Here is an 18,181-nt window from a genome sequence, read left to right on the forward strand (position 1 = left end):
TTTACAATTGCTCTGTGGCTTTCACCTGGTTCCAGAGTGTATCCATTTCCGTTAAATTCATGTCGTTGAGTGTGCGTCCCTGTTGCAAGGCCAGGGCCTCCATGGCCTGGAAGCGGCGTTGGAATTTTTTGTTGGTACGTTCCAGTGCATTTTCCGCATCGATGTCGAGGAAGCGGGAATAGTTGACCAGGGAGAACATCACATCGCCAAATTCGTCTTCCATGGCGTCTTTACTGCCTGTGTTTACGGCTTCTTCCAGTTCATTCACTTCTTCTTTTACCTTATCCCATACCTGGCTGGTGTTGTCCCATTCAAAGCCGGTTTGTTTGGCTTTTTCCTGGAGGCGCATCGCTTTTACGAGGGCGGGGAGAGATACGGGTACGCCACTGAGGACGGACTTCTTGCCTTCTTTCAGTTTAAGTTTTTCCCAGTTTTGTTTTACCTGGTCTTCTGTTTCGGCTTTCACATCGCCATAAATATGTGGGTGACGGTGGATGAGTTTATCGCATACCCCGTTAATGACATCATTGATATCAAATTTTTGCTGTTCTGCGCCTATTTTGGCGTAAAACACAATATGCAGGAGGATATCTCCCAGTTCTTCCTTAATCGATTTCCAGTCTTCGTCAGTAATGGCATCCGCCAGCTCATAGGTTTCCTCGATGGTGAGCTGTCGAAGCGTTTGGATGGTTTGCTTGCGGTCCCAGGGGCATTTTTCCCTTAAATCGTCCATGATCTGCAGGAGGCGATCAAATGTAGCTGTCTTTTCCATATTTTGTAAAAATAGGGATCATTTTTTAGCTTTTAGCCATTAGCTTTCAGCTTTTAGCAAATGCAGCGGATGGCCCACCAAAAGCTAAAAGCTAATGGCTAAAAGCTGCCGGTTAAATGGGGAATTCTTTTTCTTGGTAAAAAGCCCATTTTAGTTACATTTGCGAGCTATAAAATGGTAGTGATTTCACGGTTTTGAGGAGATGGAAATTTATTGCAGCAGTGCATTTTCACTGTGATGATATCTTTCTAAAAATCTTAAAATCAAAAGGTCCCAAAAATGTATTGATTTATGAATCCGAAACACATTGCGCTTATTTCATCGGAGTTAGGTATTTCCGGCAAACAGGCAGAAAATACCATGACCCTTTTATCTGAAGGCTCTACGGTACCCTTTATCAGCCGTTATCGTAAAGAGGTAACAGGTAGCCTGGATGAGGTGCAGATAGGTCGTATTGAAGACTTGCAGAAGCGCTACAAGGAAGTAGATGATCGCCGCGAATTTATTATCAAGACTATCACAGAGCAGGAAAAAATGACGCCTGAGTTGCTGGAGAAATTAGAGCAAACCTGGGTGTTAGCGGAGCTGGAAGACATTTATCTTCCCTACAAACCGAAGCGTAAAACGCGTGCAACTGTGGCCATTGAGAAAGGTCTGGAACCATTGGCGAAACTGTTGTTTGAGCAACAGGACGGCGATGTTGCCACTGCGGAAACATTTATCAATGAGCAGGTAGCTACCTCTGAGGAAGCCCTGAAAGGTGCGCGGGATATCATTGCCGAATGGATCAATGAAAATGCCGAATGCCGTGATAAACTGCGTAAATTATTTGCCAACACCGGTAAGCTGACTTCCAAAGTAGTGGAAGGCAAGGAAGCCGAAGGCGATAAATATAAAGACTATTTCGAGTTTTCAGAAGACCTGCGGGAGATGCCTTCTCACCGTGTACTGGCGATATTACGTGCAGAACATGAAGGTATTTTGTTCAGCTCTATTGCGCCGGTAGAAGAAGACGCGAATGCCCTGATCAATAAACAATTTGTAACGGGTAAAGGTAAAGCGGCAGAACAGGTTACCAAAGCGGCGGCTGATGCTTACAAGCGTTTACTGCGTCCATCCCTGGAAAATGAATTCCGGGCGGTAGCCAAAGAAAAGGCAGATAGCGAAGCCATCGAAGTATTTGCCGAAAACCTGCGCCAGTTGCTGCTGGCGGCTCCGTTGGGGCCTAAAGGGGTGATTGCCATAGATCCGGGTTACAGAACGGGTTGTAAAGTAGTAGCGCTGGATAACCAGGGCAATATGCTGGACAACGACGTAATTTACCCGCTGGAAAAGAATTACAAGCGTGATGACGCAGAAGCCCTGCTGAGAAAGTGGGCAGCAAAATATGATACTGAAGCCATTGCTGTAGGTAATGGTACGGCTGGCCGTGAAACAGAGGAATTTGTGAAGAAAATTGATTTTGGTAAAAAGATCAATGTATTCATGGTTAACGAAAGCGGCGCCTCTGTGTATTCCGCTTCAGAAGTAGCGCGGGAAGAGTTTCCTGACTTCGACGTTACCGTTCGTGGCGCCGTGTCTATTGGCCGCCGGTTGATAGACCCATTGGCTGAACTGGTGAAAATAGATCCCAAAGCGATTGGCGTAGGTCAGTACCAGCATGATGTGAGCCAGTCATCCCTGAAGCAAAGCCTGGACCGCGTGGTGGTAAGTTGTGTGAACAATGTAGGGGTGAACCTGAACACTGCTTCCAAACACTTACTGGCGTATATTTCCGGCCTTGGACCTTCCCTGGCGGAAAACATCGTAAAATACCGCAAAGAAAACGGTGCGTTCAGCAACCGTATGCAGCTGAAGAAAGTGCATCGTTTGGGCGATAAGGCATTTGAGCAGTGCGCAGGCTTCCTCCGTATTGAGAATGGCGATAACCCACTGGATAATTCGGCGGTACACCCGGAGCGTTATGACCTGATCAAAGAAATGGCAGCGAAGCAACACAGCACTGTGCAGGATCTGATGGTGAAAGAAGACCTTCGCAAGCAGATCAATCCCAAAGATTATGTCAGTGCAGAAGTAGGTTTGCTGACGTTGGAAGATATCTTAAAAGAGCTGGCTAAGCCCAGCCGCGATCCACGCGACGAGATTTCCATCTTTGAATATGCAGAAGGAATTCACAAAATGGAAGACGTGAAACCGGGTATGGTATTGCCGGGTGTGGTCACCAACATTACTGCGTTTGGTGCCTTCGTGGACATCGGCGTAAAACAGGATGGGCTGGTGCACATTTCCCATCTCTCCAATAAATTTATCAGTAATCCTAATGAAGCGGTAAAGCTGAATCAGAAAGTACAGGTAACGGTATTGGAAATAGATGTGGCCCGCAAGCGTATTTCTCTCTCTATGAAAGATAATGAGAAAGGCGGTGGTAACAAGTCGTCACAGCAAGGGGAGCGCAGGTCTGAACCACGTAAAGAGGTGCGTAACAACAAGCCTGCTGCGAAAGAAGCGCCATTGAATGATTTCCAGGCCAAGCTGGCAGCGCTGAAGAATAAGTTTGATAATTAGCAGAAAGCATAAAGCGTAAAGCAAAAAGCTATTATAGCGAATGATTAAAGCGTAATATGAAGTGCACCCTAAAGGTTGGACGTTTTTTTAAATGTTAAAAAGTTATGCGGCTTGAGTTCGGTATTTAACTGGGCTCAAGCCGTTTAGTTTTAATTTAATCCTATCGTTGTTATAATAGTGTATATATTCAATTAACCCCTGCTTTAAAGCTGATAGCGAATCAAAATTTTCAAGATAAAATAGTTCTGTTTTGAGGATAGCGAAAAAGCTTTCCATAGCGGCATTGTCCAGACAATTTCCTTTTGCAGACATACTTTGTTTGATCTTATTGTCTCGAAGAATTGTCTGATATTTCTTCATTTGATACTGCCAACCCTGGTCAGAGTGTAATATCAAATTGCTTTTCTTCGGTAGCCGGGAAAATGCTTTTTGCAGCATATCAACAATTTGACCAAACGTTGGCCGTTCTGATATATTATAACTCATTATTTCTCCATTATACAGGTCCATAATTGGAGAAAGATATAATTTTTTACCCCCAACAGAGAATACTGTTATATCTGTGACCCACTTCTGGTAAGGCTTTTCGGCATTGAAGTCACGCATTAGCAGATTAGGAGCTATTTTACCCTGCTCTCCTTTATATGACTTATACTTCTTCATTCTGACCAGGCTTTTAATATTACCCGATCGCATGATTTTTAATACCGTCTTATGATTAACAGATCTCCCCGATTGCCGTATATCCCTTGTTATTCGCCTATAGCCATATCTGCCTTTATGCCGATTGTAAATGGTCATTATCTCAGTTTGCAATGCAGCATGCTTTTGAGGCTGGGTTAATAACTTCAAATTGTAATAATAGCTACTACGTGCCATATCCGCTGCTTTTAACAGCAAATCTAATGGATAAAGCGGCCTTAATTCCCTGATGGCTTCTGCCGTTTGCTTTGACCGGCTTGTTCTTTTTGAATTAAGGCCTTTAACTTTTTTAAAAGTGCATTTTCAGCTCGAAGGTATTGTAACTCAGCTTCTAAAGCGGCTAGTTTGGCCGTATCCGGGTCCGTTGCTACCTCTGTGGATTTACTCTTTTTTGCCATTTGCTTCTTTTTTGATCCTCGTTTACTTTTAAGTAAACCTATGGCCCCTTCACGTTCATATTGTTTTAACCATAGACCAACAGTATGATCTTGCGCGACTCCGAATATCATCGCCGCCTGCAATAAAGATAATCGCTTTTTGAATACTGTTCGGATAACCTCCAGTTTAAACTCACCACTATAAATCACTCCCGCACGAGGTTTCAATCCGGCTACACCATGATACTTATAAAGATGTAACCACCGATGCACCGATGTATCGGTCGTTCCTAGCTTGCGAGCTACTGATGCTATATGGTCCTTACCTGAAAGCACGGCCTGCACGGCTCGAAGCTTCTGGTTTAAACTGAATTTAATCTTTCCTGCCATAAAAATGCCCCCTAAAAGTGTCCAACTTTTAGGGGGCATTTCAATACTCGCTCTTGTCATTCGCTATAATAGCTTTTTGCTTTTTGCTTTCTGCTTTCTGCTTATCGTTCATATTTCTGCATCCATTGCAGGAATTTTTCCGGGTAGTCTGTATCTCCTTTTTCGCTGAAGAGCATGAGGCTCCGGTTGACCGTGAAGCCCAGGTAGATAATATCCCGGTCCAGGTCTATTGCAATAACTGCTTCATCAAAGCCGGACTTACCGGGCATATACCCTTCATTAAAGAGAATTTTATTTTCTACTTCTACAGGTGGAGCTACTTTAAGTCGTTCAAAGAAAGACTTCCTGGCCTTGCCGATCAGGGTGTTGAAGCGGGTTTTCAAGGGTTCATTTTCAAAAAGATTATTTTCCATCGCATACTTGCCATCAAAACCGAGGAAGCTGTTCCAGGAAGCTACGAGATCTGTTTGAATGGTATCGCCACCGGCGATCATTGTATCCGTGGGAGGTAAATTAATTTGGTCTGCCAGCTCCACTGTCCTGATTTGCCGGGCCGGCCCATTGCAGGCGGTGGCAAAGAAGGTAAACGATAACAGTGACGCTACCCGAATCCGTTTCGCACTCATGGTTAAATTTTTATTTTTGATAGTAACGGGGTCACAGAAGCCGGCGGGCACCACTATCCCGGCAGCTACAGTAATATGTCAGTGGAAGGTTAACAAGTCAGATAATAAAAAAGTTTAATGGTTTTCAATAAAAATGGGTGTCACTTTCCTTTAAATACAGGTGGTCTTTTTTCCATAAAAGCCTGCATGCCTTCCTGCTGATCTTCAGATGCAAAGAGAAGATAAAAATTCTTACGTTCAAAATGTAATCCTTCTTCCAGGGAAGTATCAAATGTTTTAAGAACGGCTTCTTTGGCCATTTTAAGGGCAATAGGACTCATGGCAGCTGTTTCGCTGGCCAACTTTACTGCTTCCTTTAAAAATAGCTCTACGGGGACTACACGATTAATTAAGCCGGCTTGTAATGCTTCGGATGCGGTGATAAAGCGACCGGTAAGCACCATTTCCATGGCGAGTGCTTTTCCCACGGCGCGGGTAAGGCGTTGGGTACCGCCGGCACCGGGCATTACGCCCAGTTTAATTTCCGGTTGTCCGAAGCGGGCGGTTTCGCTGGCCACAATCATATCGCACAACATCATGAGTTCGCAGCCACCGCCAAGGGCGAAGCCACTTACGGCGGCAATGATCGGTTTCTTTATTTTTTTGATGGCGTCCCAGGTACTGAATTGGTCGATATTATACATATCGATGGCTGTTTTATCGGCCATTTGTTTGATATCAGCGCCGGCTGCGAAAGCTTTTTCGTTGCCACTGAGTACAATCACCCTCACCTGTTCATCTGCATCGAGCATTTTCAGTGCATCTCTTAGCTCGCCCATGAGTTGCAGGTTCAATGCATTCAGTTCTTTTGGGCGGTTTAACTGGATGTGGGCCACAAAGGGCGCCACTTGCTGGTGTATGATAATGTATTCCGGGTTCATCTTTAAAGTTAAAGAAATATGCTAAAAATAAGGAACAGGAAGCCTAAAAATACGAATACTGCAGCTGCAAAATAGGCTGCCAGCAGCCCAATGGCCTTCCAAAACGACTTAAAGAAGTTTTGGCCATAGTTATTCATCAGCGCACGTATCAGGTACAGGAAGATCAACCAGTAAGCGATGGACATAAACAGGTCGCTGTGGAAGATGGCTTCCCATATAAACCCAAACAACAGCACAATAAAGGCGAAAGAATGCAGGTGGATGGCGAAGATGGCATGATCTGCATAGAGCCATCTTTTGCGGTCGTACATCCATTTCATGAACAACGCAAACAGTGGCAGCAGCAGGAACATTAATTTCGGCAGGTTGTGCGTAAACATATCTACGATGGCTGCCTGGTAGTTCTTCCCGTATTTATGACGGATTTCCGCCATACGCCGGAAGAAGAGTCGTGATGAGCCGTGGAAACGTTCGCTTTCCGGCAGTGCCGCCTGGGCAGAATCGAATGATTTCACCGAGTTATAGCCCTCGAAACCTTTTGCGAACTTCCGGATTTTCTTCGTTCTCCCGGAGGTATCACCGGCAAGGGCCTGGTCAAGGCCTTCATCAACGGTTAATATCCTGACGCTGTCTTTTGTGAACCTGGTAGAAGCCAGCGGTTTTGTTTCTTCTGTTTCCTCCTCCTCTCCTTCGCTATGTTTGGAGTGAAGGGTAAAAACGCCGAAGAAAAAGACAAAAGATACAAAGACGTATAATTTGATCGGGTTCACATAACGTACTCTCCTGCCTGCCATATATTCCCTGGAAAGGAATCCAGGCCTGAAAAACAGGGATTTGAGTGTGATGAGCAACTGGGAGTCGTAATGGAAAATATCTGCCACAAAGTGTTTGAAAAGGTGGCCAAAGGTTTCGTGAGGCACGGTATTTTCCTGTCCGCAGTGGGTACAAAAGCGCTCGGGGACTTCCGTGCCGCAGTTGAGACAGTGTTTATCCTCTCGTAAAGGTTGTGTTTTCAAGTGATTTAGATGGTTGTTGTGCTCAAAAAAGGGTACAAGATAAAGAAGAAATTACGAATTATCTTCCAGAAGTGTACGGTTAAAAAATTTTAATATGATTTTTGCGTTTTACCTTTGTCACAATTAAAAATCAGCGATTTTTACGTTCATGAAGAAAACGATTCTACTGGCACTGGGGATGCTGGCATTTGCAGGCAGGGGGTTTTGTCAATATTACTTCCAGGATATCTACAACACACAACAGACTATTGCCACCATGGCGTTGCTGAAAGGCAATAAGGTAAAGACCCAGAAGGTACAAACCCTGGACGCCAATATGGAAATGGATCCTGACTTTCGCTGTGAACGTAGTTTGAGTCCTACTTATCACCAGATGAGGGCGCAAACGCAGTCCAGCTCTACCGGCTATTCTGCCATGACCTCTTCTTTTTCCACCAAAGGGCAGCTCACCAAAACCGTGGATAGCTCTTCGGCCAGTGTGACCACTACTTTATACCGGTATAACAACGAAGGTCTGCTGCAATATATCAGCAGCACTTCTATTGCATTGCAAAGCAAAATGCGTTTCGATGAAACGAGGAGCTATAGCTATGATGCTGCCGGGCGATTACAGCAAATGATACAGAAGAAGGGAAACGGCAGTGATTCTACCGTTATTGCATTTAAAACAGACAGTCTTGGTCATGTTACTGAGGAGTTTGATCAGCGTCAGCGTAAACGTACCTACTATAACTACGACAAATCTGGTCGTTTAACAGATGTATATCGCTATCAGCCTGCGAAGAAGCGTATGCTACCGGATTATATTTTTGAGTACAATGCACAGGGACAGGTGATAAAGATGACTACCGTGAACGCACAAACGTCGTCTTATACTATTTGGGCGTATGAGTATCAGCCGAATGGATTACCTTTGAAGGAAACCTGTTATGGCAAAGGAAAGGAGCTGTTAGGGATGGTGAAATACAGTTATGATCTGAATCCGTAAATACAGTTTAAAAAAAAGAGATTTATAAAATATTTTAATTCAGGCAGAAAAAAATTTTGCAACTTCAAAAAGAATCCTATCTTTGCAATCCCAACGAAAAAAGCAGATAGCTAAAAACGTTGTAAAGTTCTTCATTTCAAGCGAAAGTAGCTCATTTGGTAGAGCACGACCTTGCCAAGGTCGGGGTGGCCGGTTCGAGCCCGGTCTTTCGCTCTGTGTAAGATTCCCTACACACCCTGGTGGTGGAATTGGTAGACACGCGGGACTTAAAATCCCGTTTGCAGCAATGCAAGTGTGGGTTCGACTCCCATCTGGGGTACAACGCAGACGCGTTTAGAAGGCATCGATGTAAATCGGTGCCTTTTTTTGTTTATATTACTTATAGAAACATTAAGTTGATCATCTCAATATCAACGCACTCCGTCCTGAAAGTGCATTTCAACGTTACCTTTATTATTACACCGGAAGAAAACAAATACTACGTTTTTTATAACATATTAAATCATCCATCATGCCCATTAAACTTAATGTACCTTTTAACCAGAAAGATGACGCAAAAAAATTAGGTGCTATATGGATTCCAGATGTAAAGGTCTGGGCTATTCCTGATAGTATTGTGAATATAAATCCATTTAAGCCATGGCTACCACTGCCATCACTCGGAGGTTGTATTATTAAATACCCGTATTTTGTTGCAAAGGACAATCGAAAATGCTGGAAGTGTCATAAGGAAACTCCTCTGATCGCATTTGGCTCAAAAAACTATTTTACTACTGCTTTTCACTCTCCGAAAGATGTATTATGGGAAAAATATGACCGTCCTGCTTTTTTCTGCGATATCAACTCTATAGACAATGATTTGATTGATATATTAAAAAAACGTTTCCCTTTTTTCCAAAATACATATTCCAAAACATTAAAAAAGAATGTTTGGGTAAATACATGTATACACTGTCAAACTATACAAGGGGATAATTATAATTTTGATAAGGGTGGCCCATTTCATGGTCATAATGGAAATGGGCTTGACAACATAAAAACAGAACGTCTTGAATTAAGATTTGATTATTACTTAGATGCAGTTGTTGATGAGGGCGACTATTCTTACATTGATGACGGAGATGGATTCAGGTTCTACGATGGGCCAACCTATCAGGAGTGACTTTAAACTTCTTACATGAAAGTAAATTGCTGATTTTGCCCAGTCATGGTCTGCTTAAAAATTGCATATCAACGTCACTTAATGTTGGCCTCAGCTGAAATGAACAATTTTCGTTTGGGAAAATTACTTCTTACCTTTTTCGCTAAATAATCGCTGATATTCAGCATCTCCTGAATAAATTGGTTCGCTGATATTCTCAGATACTTTAAACCGCCGCGGCTACTTGAAGTATAATAGATATGGGTGTTTTTTATGCCCCAAATGAAATTAGTAGAAAAATCAACCAGAAAATCATTAATTTATTAATAATAAACAACTTAAATATATATAATATTTTTTAATTAAAATATGTATTAGAAAAACTAATAACTCAAATGACTATTTACGACAGAAAATGTCGTAATAATGTCGTAAATTAACAGAAAATGTCGCAATAAGTCATGGCCCAAATCAGCGCTGTAAATGATGTATTATTAAATGTACTTAGTCAATTCCCAAATGGAGCATCCATTGAGAATATTATTTCTCGGAGTGGTCTACAGTTAAATACACGCACCTTACAAAGACGGTTGAATGATTTACGTACATCCGGCTATGTAACAACTACAGGTCAAACCCGGGGACTTCGCTATCATCTGGCTAGTCAAAATAAGTTAGAAAATGGAAACAGTTTTACCGATATTTTATTATCCGGTTCTGCTCATGAAATTCTTGCAATTGTACAAAAGCCGGTACAACAACGTCCCCCGGTAGGTTATAATCGTAGTTTCTTAGAGAAGTATCAACCCAATATTACTAATTATCTATCTGCAACAGAACTGCAAAAGCTGGCGGCTCTAGGTAATACTGCCAGACTAAATGAACCGGCAGGCACTTATGCGAAAGAAATTCTCAACAGGCTATTGATAGACTTATCCTGGAACTCCAGCCGCCTGGAAGGTAATACCTATTCCCTCTTGGACACTGAACGACTGATTTCTTCCGGACATGTAGCGGACAACAAGTCTGCGAAAGAAGCCCAAATGATCCTGAATCACAAGGATGCTATTGAATTCATTGTGCAATTAGCTGATGAAATTGGGTTTAACAGGTATACCCTGCTAAACCTTCATTCACTACTGTCCAACAATCTTTTACCCAATCCTGCTGCATCAGGGAGGCTAAGACATATTGCTGTAGGCATTCAAAACAGCATATATACTCCACTAGCCGTCCCCCAGCTCATTGAAGAAATGTTTGATCTAATACTTGACAAAGCATCTCAAATTGAGAACCCTTTCGAACAAGCATTTTTTATCATGGTGCATCTTCCCTATTTGCAACCTTTTGATGATGTAAATAAAAGAGTATCCAGATTAGCGTCTAATATTTCTTTGAATAAACACAACCTGGCTCCTTTATCTTTTATCGATGTCCCAAATGAATTGTATACGAAAGGATTAATCGGAGTTTACGAACTAAATAGAATTGAGTTATTGAAAGACGTTTTCCTTTGGGCTTATGAACGTTCTGCTGCACAATACGCTGTACTCAGACAATCGCTGGGTGAGCCTGATCCATTCCGGCTTAAATACCGCGATCAAATCAGATCCATCATCCATAAAATAATATCCGAGGCAATGGCCAAACCCCAGGTAGAGCCATACATACAAGATCAGGCCCAGGAATTACCAGAGGTGGAGAGGAATAAGTTAATCGAAGTGGTAGAATCAGAGTTACTATCGCTACATGAAGGTAATTTCGCCAGATATCTTGTTCGCCCTTCCGAATTTAAGAAGTGGCAAGAAGAATGGAAACATTAAATATCCGCAATGGCAATCACAATACCATATATTTCAGATAAAAAAGAGAGGACATTTTCCAAATAACTCCCATCTGGGGTACTTTTAGAGCAGACGCTCTTAAGTTTTGAAAAGGCATCGACTACCGTCGGTGCCTTTTTTGTTTGTAATAGAATTGCTATATCTCTATAGACGACTTATATCTTGCCTATCAATTTACAAAAGAACATATTCCCAATAAGTAAAACGTCTCAAAAGTGTACGACATATTAGCCAAACACATTGTTTCCCAAAACTGGCAGGAAGGCTTTAGGAATCAAAATATATTTGTCTAATGCCGAGCAACGCCGTGCTGGATCATAATTCCTGAGCGCTTAAACAGATCAGATACCCGGCGTATCAATAAGTCTTTACATCTGTCCCAGTTTCTTCATAGCCTTTATTCCATCTGTGCTGGCAGGATTAAGTTCCAGTGATTTCTTATACATGCTTATGGCATCTTCCCGATACCCGGCTTCCAACAATGCCTCCGCGTAACTGTCGTAAGTATTGAAATCAGCCGGCTGCAGGAACGTATTGAGCTTAAATGTTTCCAATGCCCATTGCAAATGCTTCCGGGCCTTAGACTCGTAAAGGAAATCATATCCCAGGAAATTTACTTCTTTTGTATTAAAGTAATAGTTTGTGCTGTCTGCCATACAAAGATGTAATATACAGGCAGCATGATCTGTCCCCTGTTCCATCAATGCCCTGGCATATTCGCGGACAGCAGACTTCTTTAAGAACAGAGGAATTGAGGGTTTTCCATTCAGCATATACAAACAGGAGGTCACATTATCTCCCAGTGCGCTATTGCCGTTTGTGTAAGCGACGATTGTCTGTTTGCTGCTAAGGTTATGATAGTAGAAAGTGGCCAGTCCAAATTTGAATCCTCCATGTCCTACTCCTTTTCCGTATCCTGGCATTCTAAATATTTCCCAGCCCAGTCCATATTGTCCAACACCATCTCCTAACATCGTATCCATATGCGCTTCATATTCCTTTCCATTATTTAGTTTGACTGGAGCAAAAGCCTCTTCCACAGAGGAAAGCGATATTAATTTCCCAAGAAAAAAAACGTTATCGAATTTCAACATATCATCCATTGTAGTGATTACATTGGAGGACCCAACACTCCCGCTGTTGTTATACTCCGAATATCGGTAACGAGCTACTTTATTGGCCTGCAGCCAGGCCGTATCATAGAAGGTTGGTTTCACCTGTTGTTTTACCACCAAAGTATCATAAGCATGATTAATACCTGTGATATAAGTATTTTTCATACCCGCCGGTTTAAAAATATACTTCTCCGCGTATGCAGGAAAATCTAGTCCGGACACCTTTTCTACGATCAAAGCCAGCAGATTAAAGCCAGTGTTACAATACCTGAACTCATCTCCCGGTTTAAAATACAGCCCTTTTGTCCATTGCTTTAACAAAGGCAACACATCAGCATTTGTGATGACCGTATCAGGATATTGCTTCACTAATTCGTCAAATAGCTCCAGGTTGGGTAAACCTGAAGTGTGTGTTAACAGATGACGTAAAGTAACGCCGGGAAATGGAAAGCCGGGAAGATACCTGCTGACTTCATCTTCCAACTTTAGCTTTCCTTTGTCTTTTAACTGAAGAATGGCAGTAGAAGTGAATATTTTGGAAATAGACGCAAGGTTAAAACGCGACTGCTCCGTATTCTTCTGGTGCGTGGCGTAATTCGCATATCCACCTGAAAAAGCATATACCTTATGCCCGTTTTCCGCCAATGCAATACCACCATCGTAAAGCTGATGCGTCGAAAGGGTATCAAAATAGTTTTTAAACGCGAAATCCCTGTCCTGGGCTCGAGCACCGACAGATAACAGGCAAATTATTCCGATAATCATTGACCTCATCATGTATGAATTTAGAAGATAAGACAATGATATAATTTCCTGTTAACGGACCTTCTCCGATGGGATGAACAGGGCGAATTTGGGATGAAAGTTGCGTTTTGAGGTTTCGTTATATTATCAAGTTGTAACTTTTACGGCAAAACGTTATATAAAAGGTACTGGGCTGATTCCTGCAAACTGGCACTAAAATAAGTCCTGGTGGTATTCTTCCGCCATTTCAAAGGCAAAGATGAAATGACTCCATTTCTAATAGTAAAAACATTATATGTTCCCAATAACTCCCATCTGGGATACTAAACCGTTGCAACTATTTGAAAGGCAATAGATTCGCAACGGTTTTTTTATGCCCATTTTTCGAATTCACTCACCCGTTTTTGACATATTGTTTTCATTTTTAGCCATTTGCGTGTTCAACTCCGATCTGGCTCAAATCTTCTGCCAGCTGAAATAAACTAAGGAAGAATAAATTTTGTCCTGAAAATGAATAGCAATACTTTTTTCTGTCTTCCTCTTTAATCTGCGAGAAGTCCGTCCAGTTAATCTTTACGGTATCTTCAACTTTTTTATCACGACAGTGACATGAATGGCCAACGACTAGTTCGTCGTTTAGCCCTTCCAGTGATACTGTCATATCGAAGCCACCGTCAGCACATTTTTGCGTAGGTATATCATAGCGTCTCCCTTCGGAATCCACTACTACTTTGGGTAAATGATCCTTCAAACATTCAGAAACAAATAAGACAGGATAATCTTCCATAAACGGCTATTGCGCCTTACAAATAATAATACTATCAGTACCGGCAAATACCAGGTTGGGATGCCGATTCACCAACAAAAATGCTTCATTATTATGATCAATTACCCGGTAATCCGAAAGCGCTTTCGGAAGTTCCAGGTCTATAAGCTGTTTACTATCCAGCTCTAATAATTTCTGTTTGTTTTTCCAATCGTCTGATTTAAATGCCGGCGTCAGTATGGCATACTTGCCCGATGAAGAGAATGTGCATTCTTTACCTCCCTTTTTTAACTCTTTGTACAATCTCCCCAGAGAAAATAATGTCTCCTTTACCGTTCCTTTTTCATCTACCGTACTTAATTCCGAGAACTCCATCCCCGGCTTTAAATAACCGCCATCCCTGTCGCCGATCCCATACAGGAATGAAACATTCTTTTTATTCAGCGCATGCAAGATTGTAAATGGTTTTTGGGGCTTATCGAACCTTTCGTTTTCCAGGGCGATCGGTTGTTTGTTGTTCCAGTATTTTAAATCCAGCCAACTGGCGGTCCCCTTTTCTACATCAACCTGCAGGTTGGCTGCATATATAGGTAACATGCCTGCATTGGTGAAAAGTATAGGTATTATGTTGGTATCCGTGTTGCCGGCCAAATGGTAATTAGACAGGGGTCTATCGAAATTTGGATACTTTGTTTTAGGAAGATGATTAGTGATCGAAATCCTGGCAGGAGTGTTTTTATTGTTTTCGCCATATAGAACGACGATGTCACTTTTGGAAGAATAAAGCCCTACATAGTTTTGAAAATGGAAGAAAGCCGGGGTTTCGAAAACATCACAGGCTATTTCATCGACCTTTGTTTCCACAATTTCATTTCCTTTAAACCACTCTAAAAAGCACTTGTCGTCCTGCGAATAATATCCCACAACGGTTCCTGTATTTAAGAGTACGATCCTGTGAAATTGTTTTTGTCCGGCATCCTGGATTTTAAACGTCTGGGTAGGTGCTAATTTCATTATGCTTTATTTGGGCCCTGGGGCTGATTAGTACAGTGGTTAAACTAATATAAGCAAACCTGCAAATAGGAGCAAATTTCCTTCGAATGTGTTTCCGGGATATTGCTTTACCAGGATAGTCGGGAGCTGGAACCATCGTGGTAATATCTTAACTGAGACTTATTATTCTTTTTTCCCTGTTGCTCTTTCCATTCTTCCGGGGCAGCGATCTTTTTATGTTGTTCAATAAGGTACAGTGTTAGCCCTTCTACCGGCAAACTATATTCGGTAGCCGTTGCGGCTATTTGAAAGACAATAGATTAACAATAGCTTTTTTGTGTGTAAAAGACTGTATTTAATCTGACAGATAACTTTAATTTCGAAACATTACTCCTTCCGGATCACTTGTTTTCTTTTTACGTGATTTTCCCGAGGATATAATTAAAAATGAGGTAAATCTCCTTTTGGAACTACGTTTGATTTTTATAATTTTATATTATGAAAACGACAGAAAGTGTAGAGGATTTTTACAACAGACTGCCCAGGCAGGCTACCTCGTTGCAATCAGCAAATAATGCGGGGATAGGGCATTTTAATGTCTTTAGCCGGGAGGCTTGTGCTGTTGTTTCCCCCTATAGTCGCCGGGATTTTTATAAGGCATCTCTGATCATAGGGAAGGGCAAGCTCTATTATGCGGACAAGTGGGTGCAGATAGATCGCCCTGCCATGCTTTTTTCAAATCCGGTAGTCCCCTATTCCTGGGAACCGGAGTCTGAGCAGCAATCCGGATGGTACTGCCTGTTTACGGAAGGTTTTATCCAGCATACGGAACGCGTAGAAAGCCTGCGGGATTCCCCACTCTTTAAAATAGGGAGCAATCCTATTTTCTTTCCTGACGAGGCACAGCTGCAGGAAATTTCTGCCATCTTTCAAAAGATGATGGCGGAAATGGCGTCCAGCTACGCGCAGAAATATGACGTATTGCGTAGTTATTTGCACCTGCTGATCCATGAGGCGATGAAATCCAATCCAGCCGATAATTTTGGCGCATATGCCAATGCTTCGGCGCGGGTTTCGGGGCTATTCCTGGAGCTGCTGGAGCGGCAATTTCCAATAGATTCGCCATTAGTAAGTTTGTCGCTGAAAACGCCGGCTGATTACGCGCGTGCGCTGTCAGTGCATGTTAATCACCTGAACCGCTCTGTAAAGGAAGCCACAGGGAAAACGACTTCTGAACAGATCGCTGCCCGGATAGCGAAAGAAGGAAGGGCCCTTCTGCAGCATACAGACTGGAATATTGCGGACATCGCATACGGTTTGGGGTTCGAGTATCCCTCATATTTTACCAATTTCTTCAAAAAACACACCGGCATGTCGCCCAATCAACTTCGCAACATCGCTGTTTGAATAGTGTAAGTATCCGTTTGATTGTTATAAACAAACGATTCTTCCCATTTCTACTTTTGCATAGAATAAAATTTGATAATTATGCAATACAGAAATCTGGGAAAAACGAATGAACAGTTGTCAGCTATCGGCCTTGGCTGCATGGGTATGAGCTTTGCTTACGGCCCGGCAGATGAAAAGGAAAACGTAGCCACCCTTGAAAAGGCATTGGACCTGGGCATCAACTTTTGGGATACGGCTGATATGTACGGCAATGGAGCGAATGAGGAGCTCATCTCAAAAGTATTGGTTCCTAACCGGGAAAAAGTATTCATCGCCACGAAGTTTGGCTTTCGGTTCAAAAATGGTGTAGCGGGGCATAGCGGCACAGCAAATACATTTTTTGATGGTTCCCCTGCCTGGATAAAAATTGCCGTGGAACAAAGCCTTAAACGCCTGAAAATTGACACCATTGATTTGTACTATGCCCACCGGGTTGATCCGAATGTACCGATTGAAGAAACAGTAGGCGCCATGGCTGATCTTGTGAAAGAAGGCAAGGTCCGTTATATCGGCCTGAGCGAAGCATCGCCCGCTTCCATTATCAAGGCAAATGCGATCCACCCGATTGCTGCCCTGCAAACCGAATATTCATTGCTGGCCCGTGATGTAGAAGGCGAAGTCCTGAAAACTACCAGGGAGTTACAAATCAGCCTGGTTCCTTATGCCCCGCTGGCAAGAGGACTATTTTCCAATGTACTCGATCTCAATAGTCTTGCTGAAGATGATTTCAGGCGAACGTTGCCACGCAGTCATGGAGAGCATGCAGAAAATAATGCCCGGCTGGTTGCCGATTTCGCCCTGTTGGCCAAAGATAAAAACTGTACTCCCGCGCAATTGGCGTTAGCCTGGGTATTGGCGCAAGGCGATGATATCATCCCGATCCCCGGCACCAAAAGGAGAAAATATCTCGAAGAAAATGCCGGTGCTGTTGAGGTTCAATTGACCGGTCAGGAACTGGCGTTGATTGATGCAATAGCTGCGAAATATCCGAATATTGGCGCCCGTTACAGCGAAGGTGCGATGGCAATGGTTAATCAGTGATAAACTGATTTGCAAATTAACCAGAATGGGAACAGCGGCCATCGCTGTTGGGGACAAAGCCATGTGCGCTTCCATATCAAAGAAACAGGTACAGCAGCGCACATGGCTTGGCTAACTCCCATCCCGGAGGACGTAAAAGCAACTAATCCTTTATGTACTTTGAAACGGATTTAACAACGATTTGTTTCAATTGATCACATCGGAATACTGATATAACTGTCTTTTTATTTTTGGTGGTATATGGTGTTGAAGTATTAGTATAACTAATACAAGGACTTTTCTTCCAATTGTATCCGTAACCATCACCTATTCCGGTAAACGTCACATCACATTTACCATATGCTGCTTCCAGCGCAGGTAAAATTGAACTGGTGTCTGTTAAAAGAAAATGAACACCAGAAATTGTATTATTAACTACTGAAATGCCCAGGTGATCAATACCAACCGGCAACTGTTCGGGAACCAGAAAGTAGTCTATTTTAAAGGGGAAGAAAAACAGGCTAACATTCAATTTTTTTTCAACTTCTTTAATTGGAACAAATCCTTTATAATGACCAATACTATCTCCCAGATGATAGGTGTTTATTGCTTTTATCAGACTACTATCGACCATTGTCTGTGATTTAATATCCTGCACTAATATCAAGAGAAACACAGTTGTAAGAAGACTCCAGCTTTTACATTTTTTACAATACTGTATTGCCATTGTTTGCATACACTTACCATTGAGAT

General features: G+C 42.4%; 16 protein-coding genes and 2 tRNA genes. 8 read left to right on the plus strand and 10 right to left on the minus strand.

Annotated elements, in window-relative coordinates; translation table 11 throughout:
* Position 1 precedes the first annotated feature (1 nt).
* Complete coding sequence (mazG, locus tag AC5ZC7_RS21320; protein ID WP_496156871.1) at positions 2-772, minus strand: nucleoside triphosphate pyrophosphohydrolase; 771 nt, start codon at positions 770-772, stop codon at positions 2-4.
* Between the two features lie 291 nt (positions 773-1,063).
* On the opposite strand from mazG, the gene AC5ZC7_RS21325 reads away from it, so the two are divergent.
* Positions 1,064-3,337 (plus strand): helix-hairpin-helix domain-containing protein, encoded by a 2,274-nt coding sequence (locus tag AC5ZC7_RS21325; RefSeq protein ID WP_496156870.1) that lies wholly within the window; start codon positions 1,064-1,066, stop codon positions 3,335-3,337.
* 102 nt (positions 3,338-3,439) lie between these two features.
* On the opposite strand, the gene AC5ZC7_RS21330 is transcribed toward AC5ZC7_RS21325, so the two are convergent.
* From AC5ZC7_RS21330 to AC5ZC7_RS21350, 5 genes are all read right to left on the minus strand, one after another.
* Complete coding sequence (locus tag AC5ZC7_RS21330) at positions 3,440-4,270, minus strand: IS3 family transposase (RefSeq protein WP_511911597.1); 831 nt, start codon at positions 4,268-4,270, stop codon at positions 3,440-3,442.
* Positions 4,258-4,866, minus strand: coding sequence for a transposase (locus AC5ZC7_RS21335; protein WP_511911264.1), 609 nt, complete (start codon positions 4,864-4,866; stop codon positions 4,258-4,260). Before AC5ZC7_RS21335 ends, AC5ZC7_RS21330 begins: the two co-directional genes overlap by 13 nt.
* A 41-nt stretch (positions 4,867-4,907) precedes the next feature.
* On the minus strand, positions 4,908-5,432 hold the full coding sequence (locus tag AC5ZC7_RS21340) for an Ivy family c-type lysozyme inhibitor (protein WP_496159022.1): 525 nt from the start codon (positions 5,430-5,432) through the stop codon (positions 4,908-4,910).
* Between the two features lie 140 nt (positions 5,433-5,572).
* A complete protein-coding gene (locus AC5ZC7_RS21345) occupies positions 5,573-6,352 on the minus strand; it encodes an enoyl-CoA hydratase-related protein (RefSeq protein WP_496159021.1) in 780 nt (259 codons plus the stop codon).
* 8 nt (positions 6,353-6,360) lie between these two features.
* Positions 6,361-7,368, minus strand: coding sequence for a DUF3667 domain-containing protein (locus tag AC5ZC7_RS21350; RefSeq protein WP_496159020.1), 1,008 nt, complete (start codon positions 7,366-7,368; stop codon positions 6,361-6,363).
* 148 nt (positions 7,369-7,516) lie between these two features.
* On the opposite strand from AC5ZC7_RS21350, the gene AC5ZC7_RS21355 reads away from it, so the two are divergent.
* From AC5ZC7_RS21355 to AC5ZC7_RS21375, 5 genes are all read left to right on the plus strand, one after another.
* Entirely contained in the window at positions 7,517-8,356 is an 840-nt protein-coding gene (locus tag AC5ZC7_RS21355; protein WP_496159019.1) for an RHS repeat domain-containing protein, read from the plus strand.
* Positions 8,357-8,496: 140 nt separating this feature from the next.
* Positions 8,497-8,569: transfer RNA gene (locus AC5ZC7_RS21360), tRNA-Gly, on the plus strand.
* Between the two features lie 20 nt (positions 8,570-8,589).
* Positions 8,590-8,675, plus strand: a tRNA-Leu gene (locus AC5ZC7_RS21365).
* Positions 8,676-8,867: 192 nt separating this feature from the next.
* Entirely contained in the window at positions 8,868-9,518 is a 651-nt protein-coding gene (locus AC5ZC7_RS21370) for a DUF5710 domain-containing protein (RefSeq protein WP_496159018.1), read from the plus strand.
* 440 nt (positions 9,519-9,958) lie between these two features.
* A complete protein-coding gene (locus AC5ZC7_RS21375) occupies positions 9,959-11,320 on the plus strand; it encodes a Fic family protein (RefSeq protein WP_496159017.1) in 1,362 nt (453 codons plus the stop codon).
* A 389-nt stretch (positions 11,321-11,709) separates the two neighbouring features.
* Here AC5ZC7_RS21375 and AC5ZC7_RS21380 read toward each other — a convergent pair whose 3' ends face one another.
* From AC5ZC7_RS21380 to AC5ZC7_RS21390, 3 genes are all read right to left on the minus strand, one after another.
* Entirely contained in the window at positions 11,710-13,221 is a 1,512-nt protein-coding gene (locus tag AC5ZC7_RS21380) for a serine hydrolase (protein ID WP_511911265.1), read from the minus strand.
* 403 nt (positions 13,222-13,624) lie between these two features.
* Positions 13,625-13,987, minus strand: coding sequence for a hypothetical protein (locus AC5ZC7_RS21385; protein ID WP_496159015.1), 363 nt, complete (start codon positions 13,985-13,987; stop codon positions 13,625-13,627).
* Positions 13,988-13,993: 6 nt separating this feature from the next.
* Positions 13,994-14,980, minus strand: a complete 987-nt coding sequence (locus AC5ZC7_RS21390) for a hypothetical protein (RefSeq protein WP_496159014.1) — start codon at positions 14,978-14,980, stop codon at positions 13,994-13,996.
* A 477-nt stretch (positions 14,981-15,457) separates the two neighbouring features.
* On the opposite strand from AC5ZC7_RS21390, the gene AC5ZC7_RS21395 reads away from it, so the two are divergent.
* Complete coding sequence (locus AC5ZC7_RS21395; protein WP_496159013.1) at positions 15,458-16,366, plus strand: helix-turn-helix domain-containing protein; 909 nt, start codon at positions 15,458-15,460, stop codon at positions 16,364-16,366.
* A gap of 81 nt (positions 16,367-16,447) precedes the next feature.
* Positions 16,448-17,449, plus strand: a complete 1,002-nt coding sequence (locus AC5ZC7_RS21400; protein WP_496159012.1) for an aldo/keto reductase — start codon at positions 16,448-16,450, stop codon at positions 17,447-17,449.
* Positions 17,450-17,591: 142 nt separating this feature from the next.
* Here the strand turns inward: AC5ZC7_RS21400 and AC5ZC7_RS21405 are convergent, their stop codons facing one another.
* The gene (locus AC5ZC7_RS21405; RefSeq protein WP_496159011.1) at positions 17,592-18,164 is read right to left on the minus strand and encodes a hypothetical protein; all 573 of its coding nucleotides are present in this window, start codon (positions 18,162-18,164) and stop codon (positions 17,592-17,594) included.
* Between the last annotated feature and the right edge of the window lie 17 nt (positions 18,165-18,181).

This window comes from Chitinophaga sp. 9-1-y, assembly GCF_059511905.2.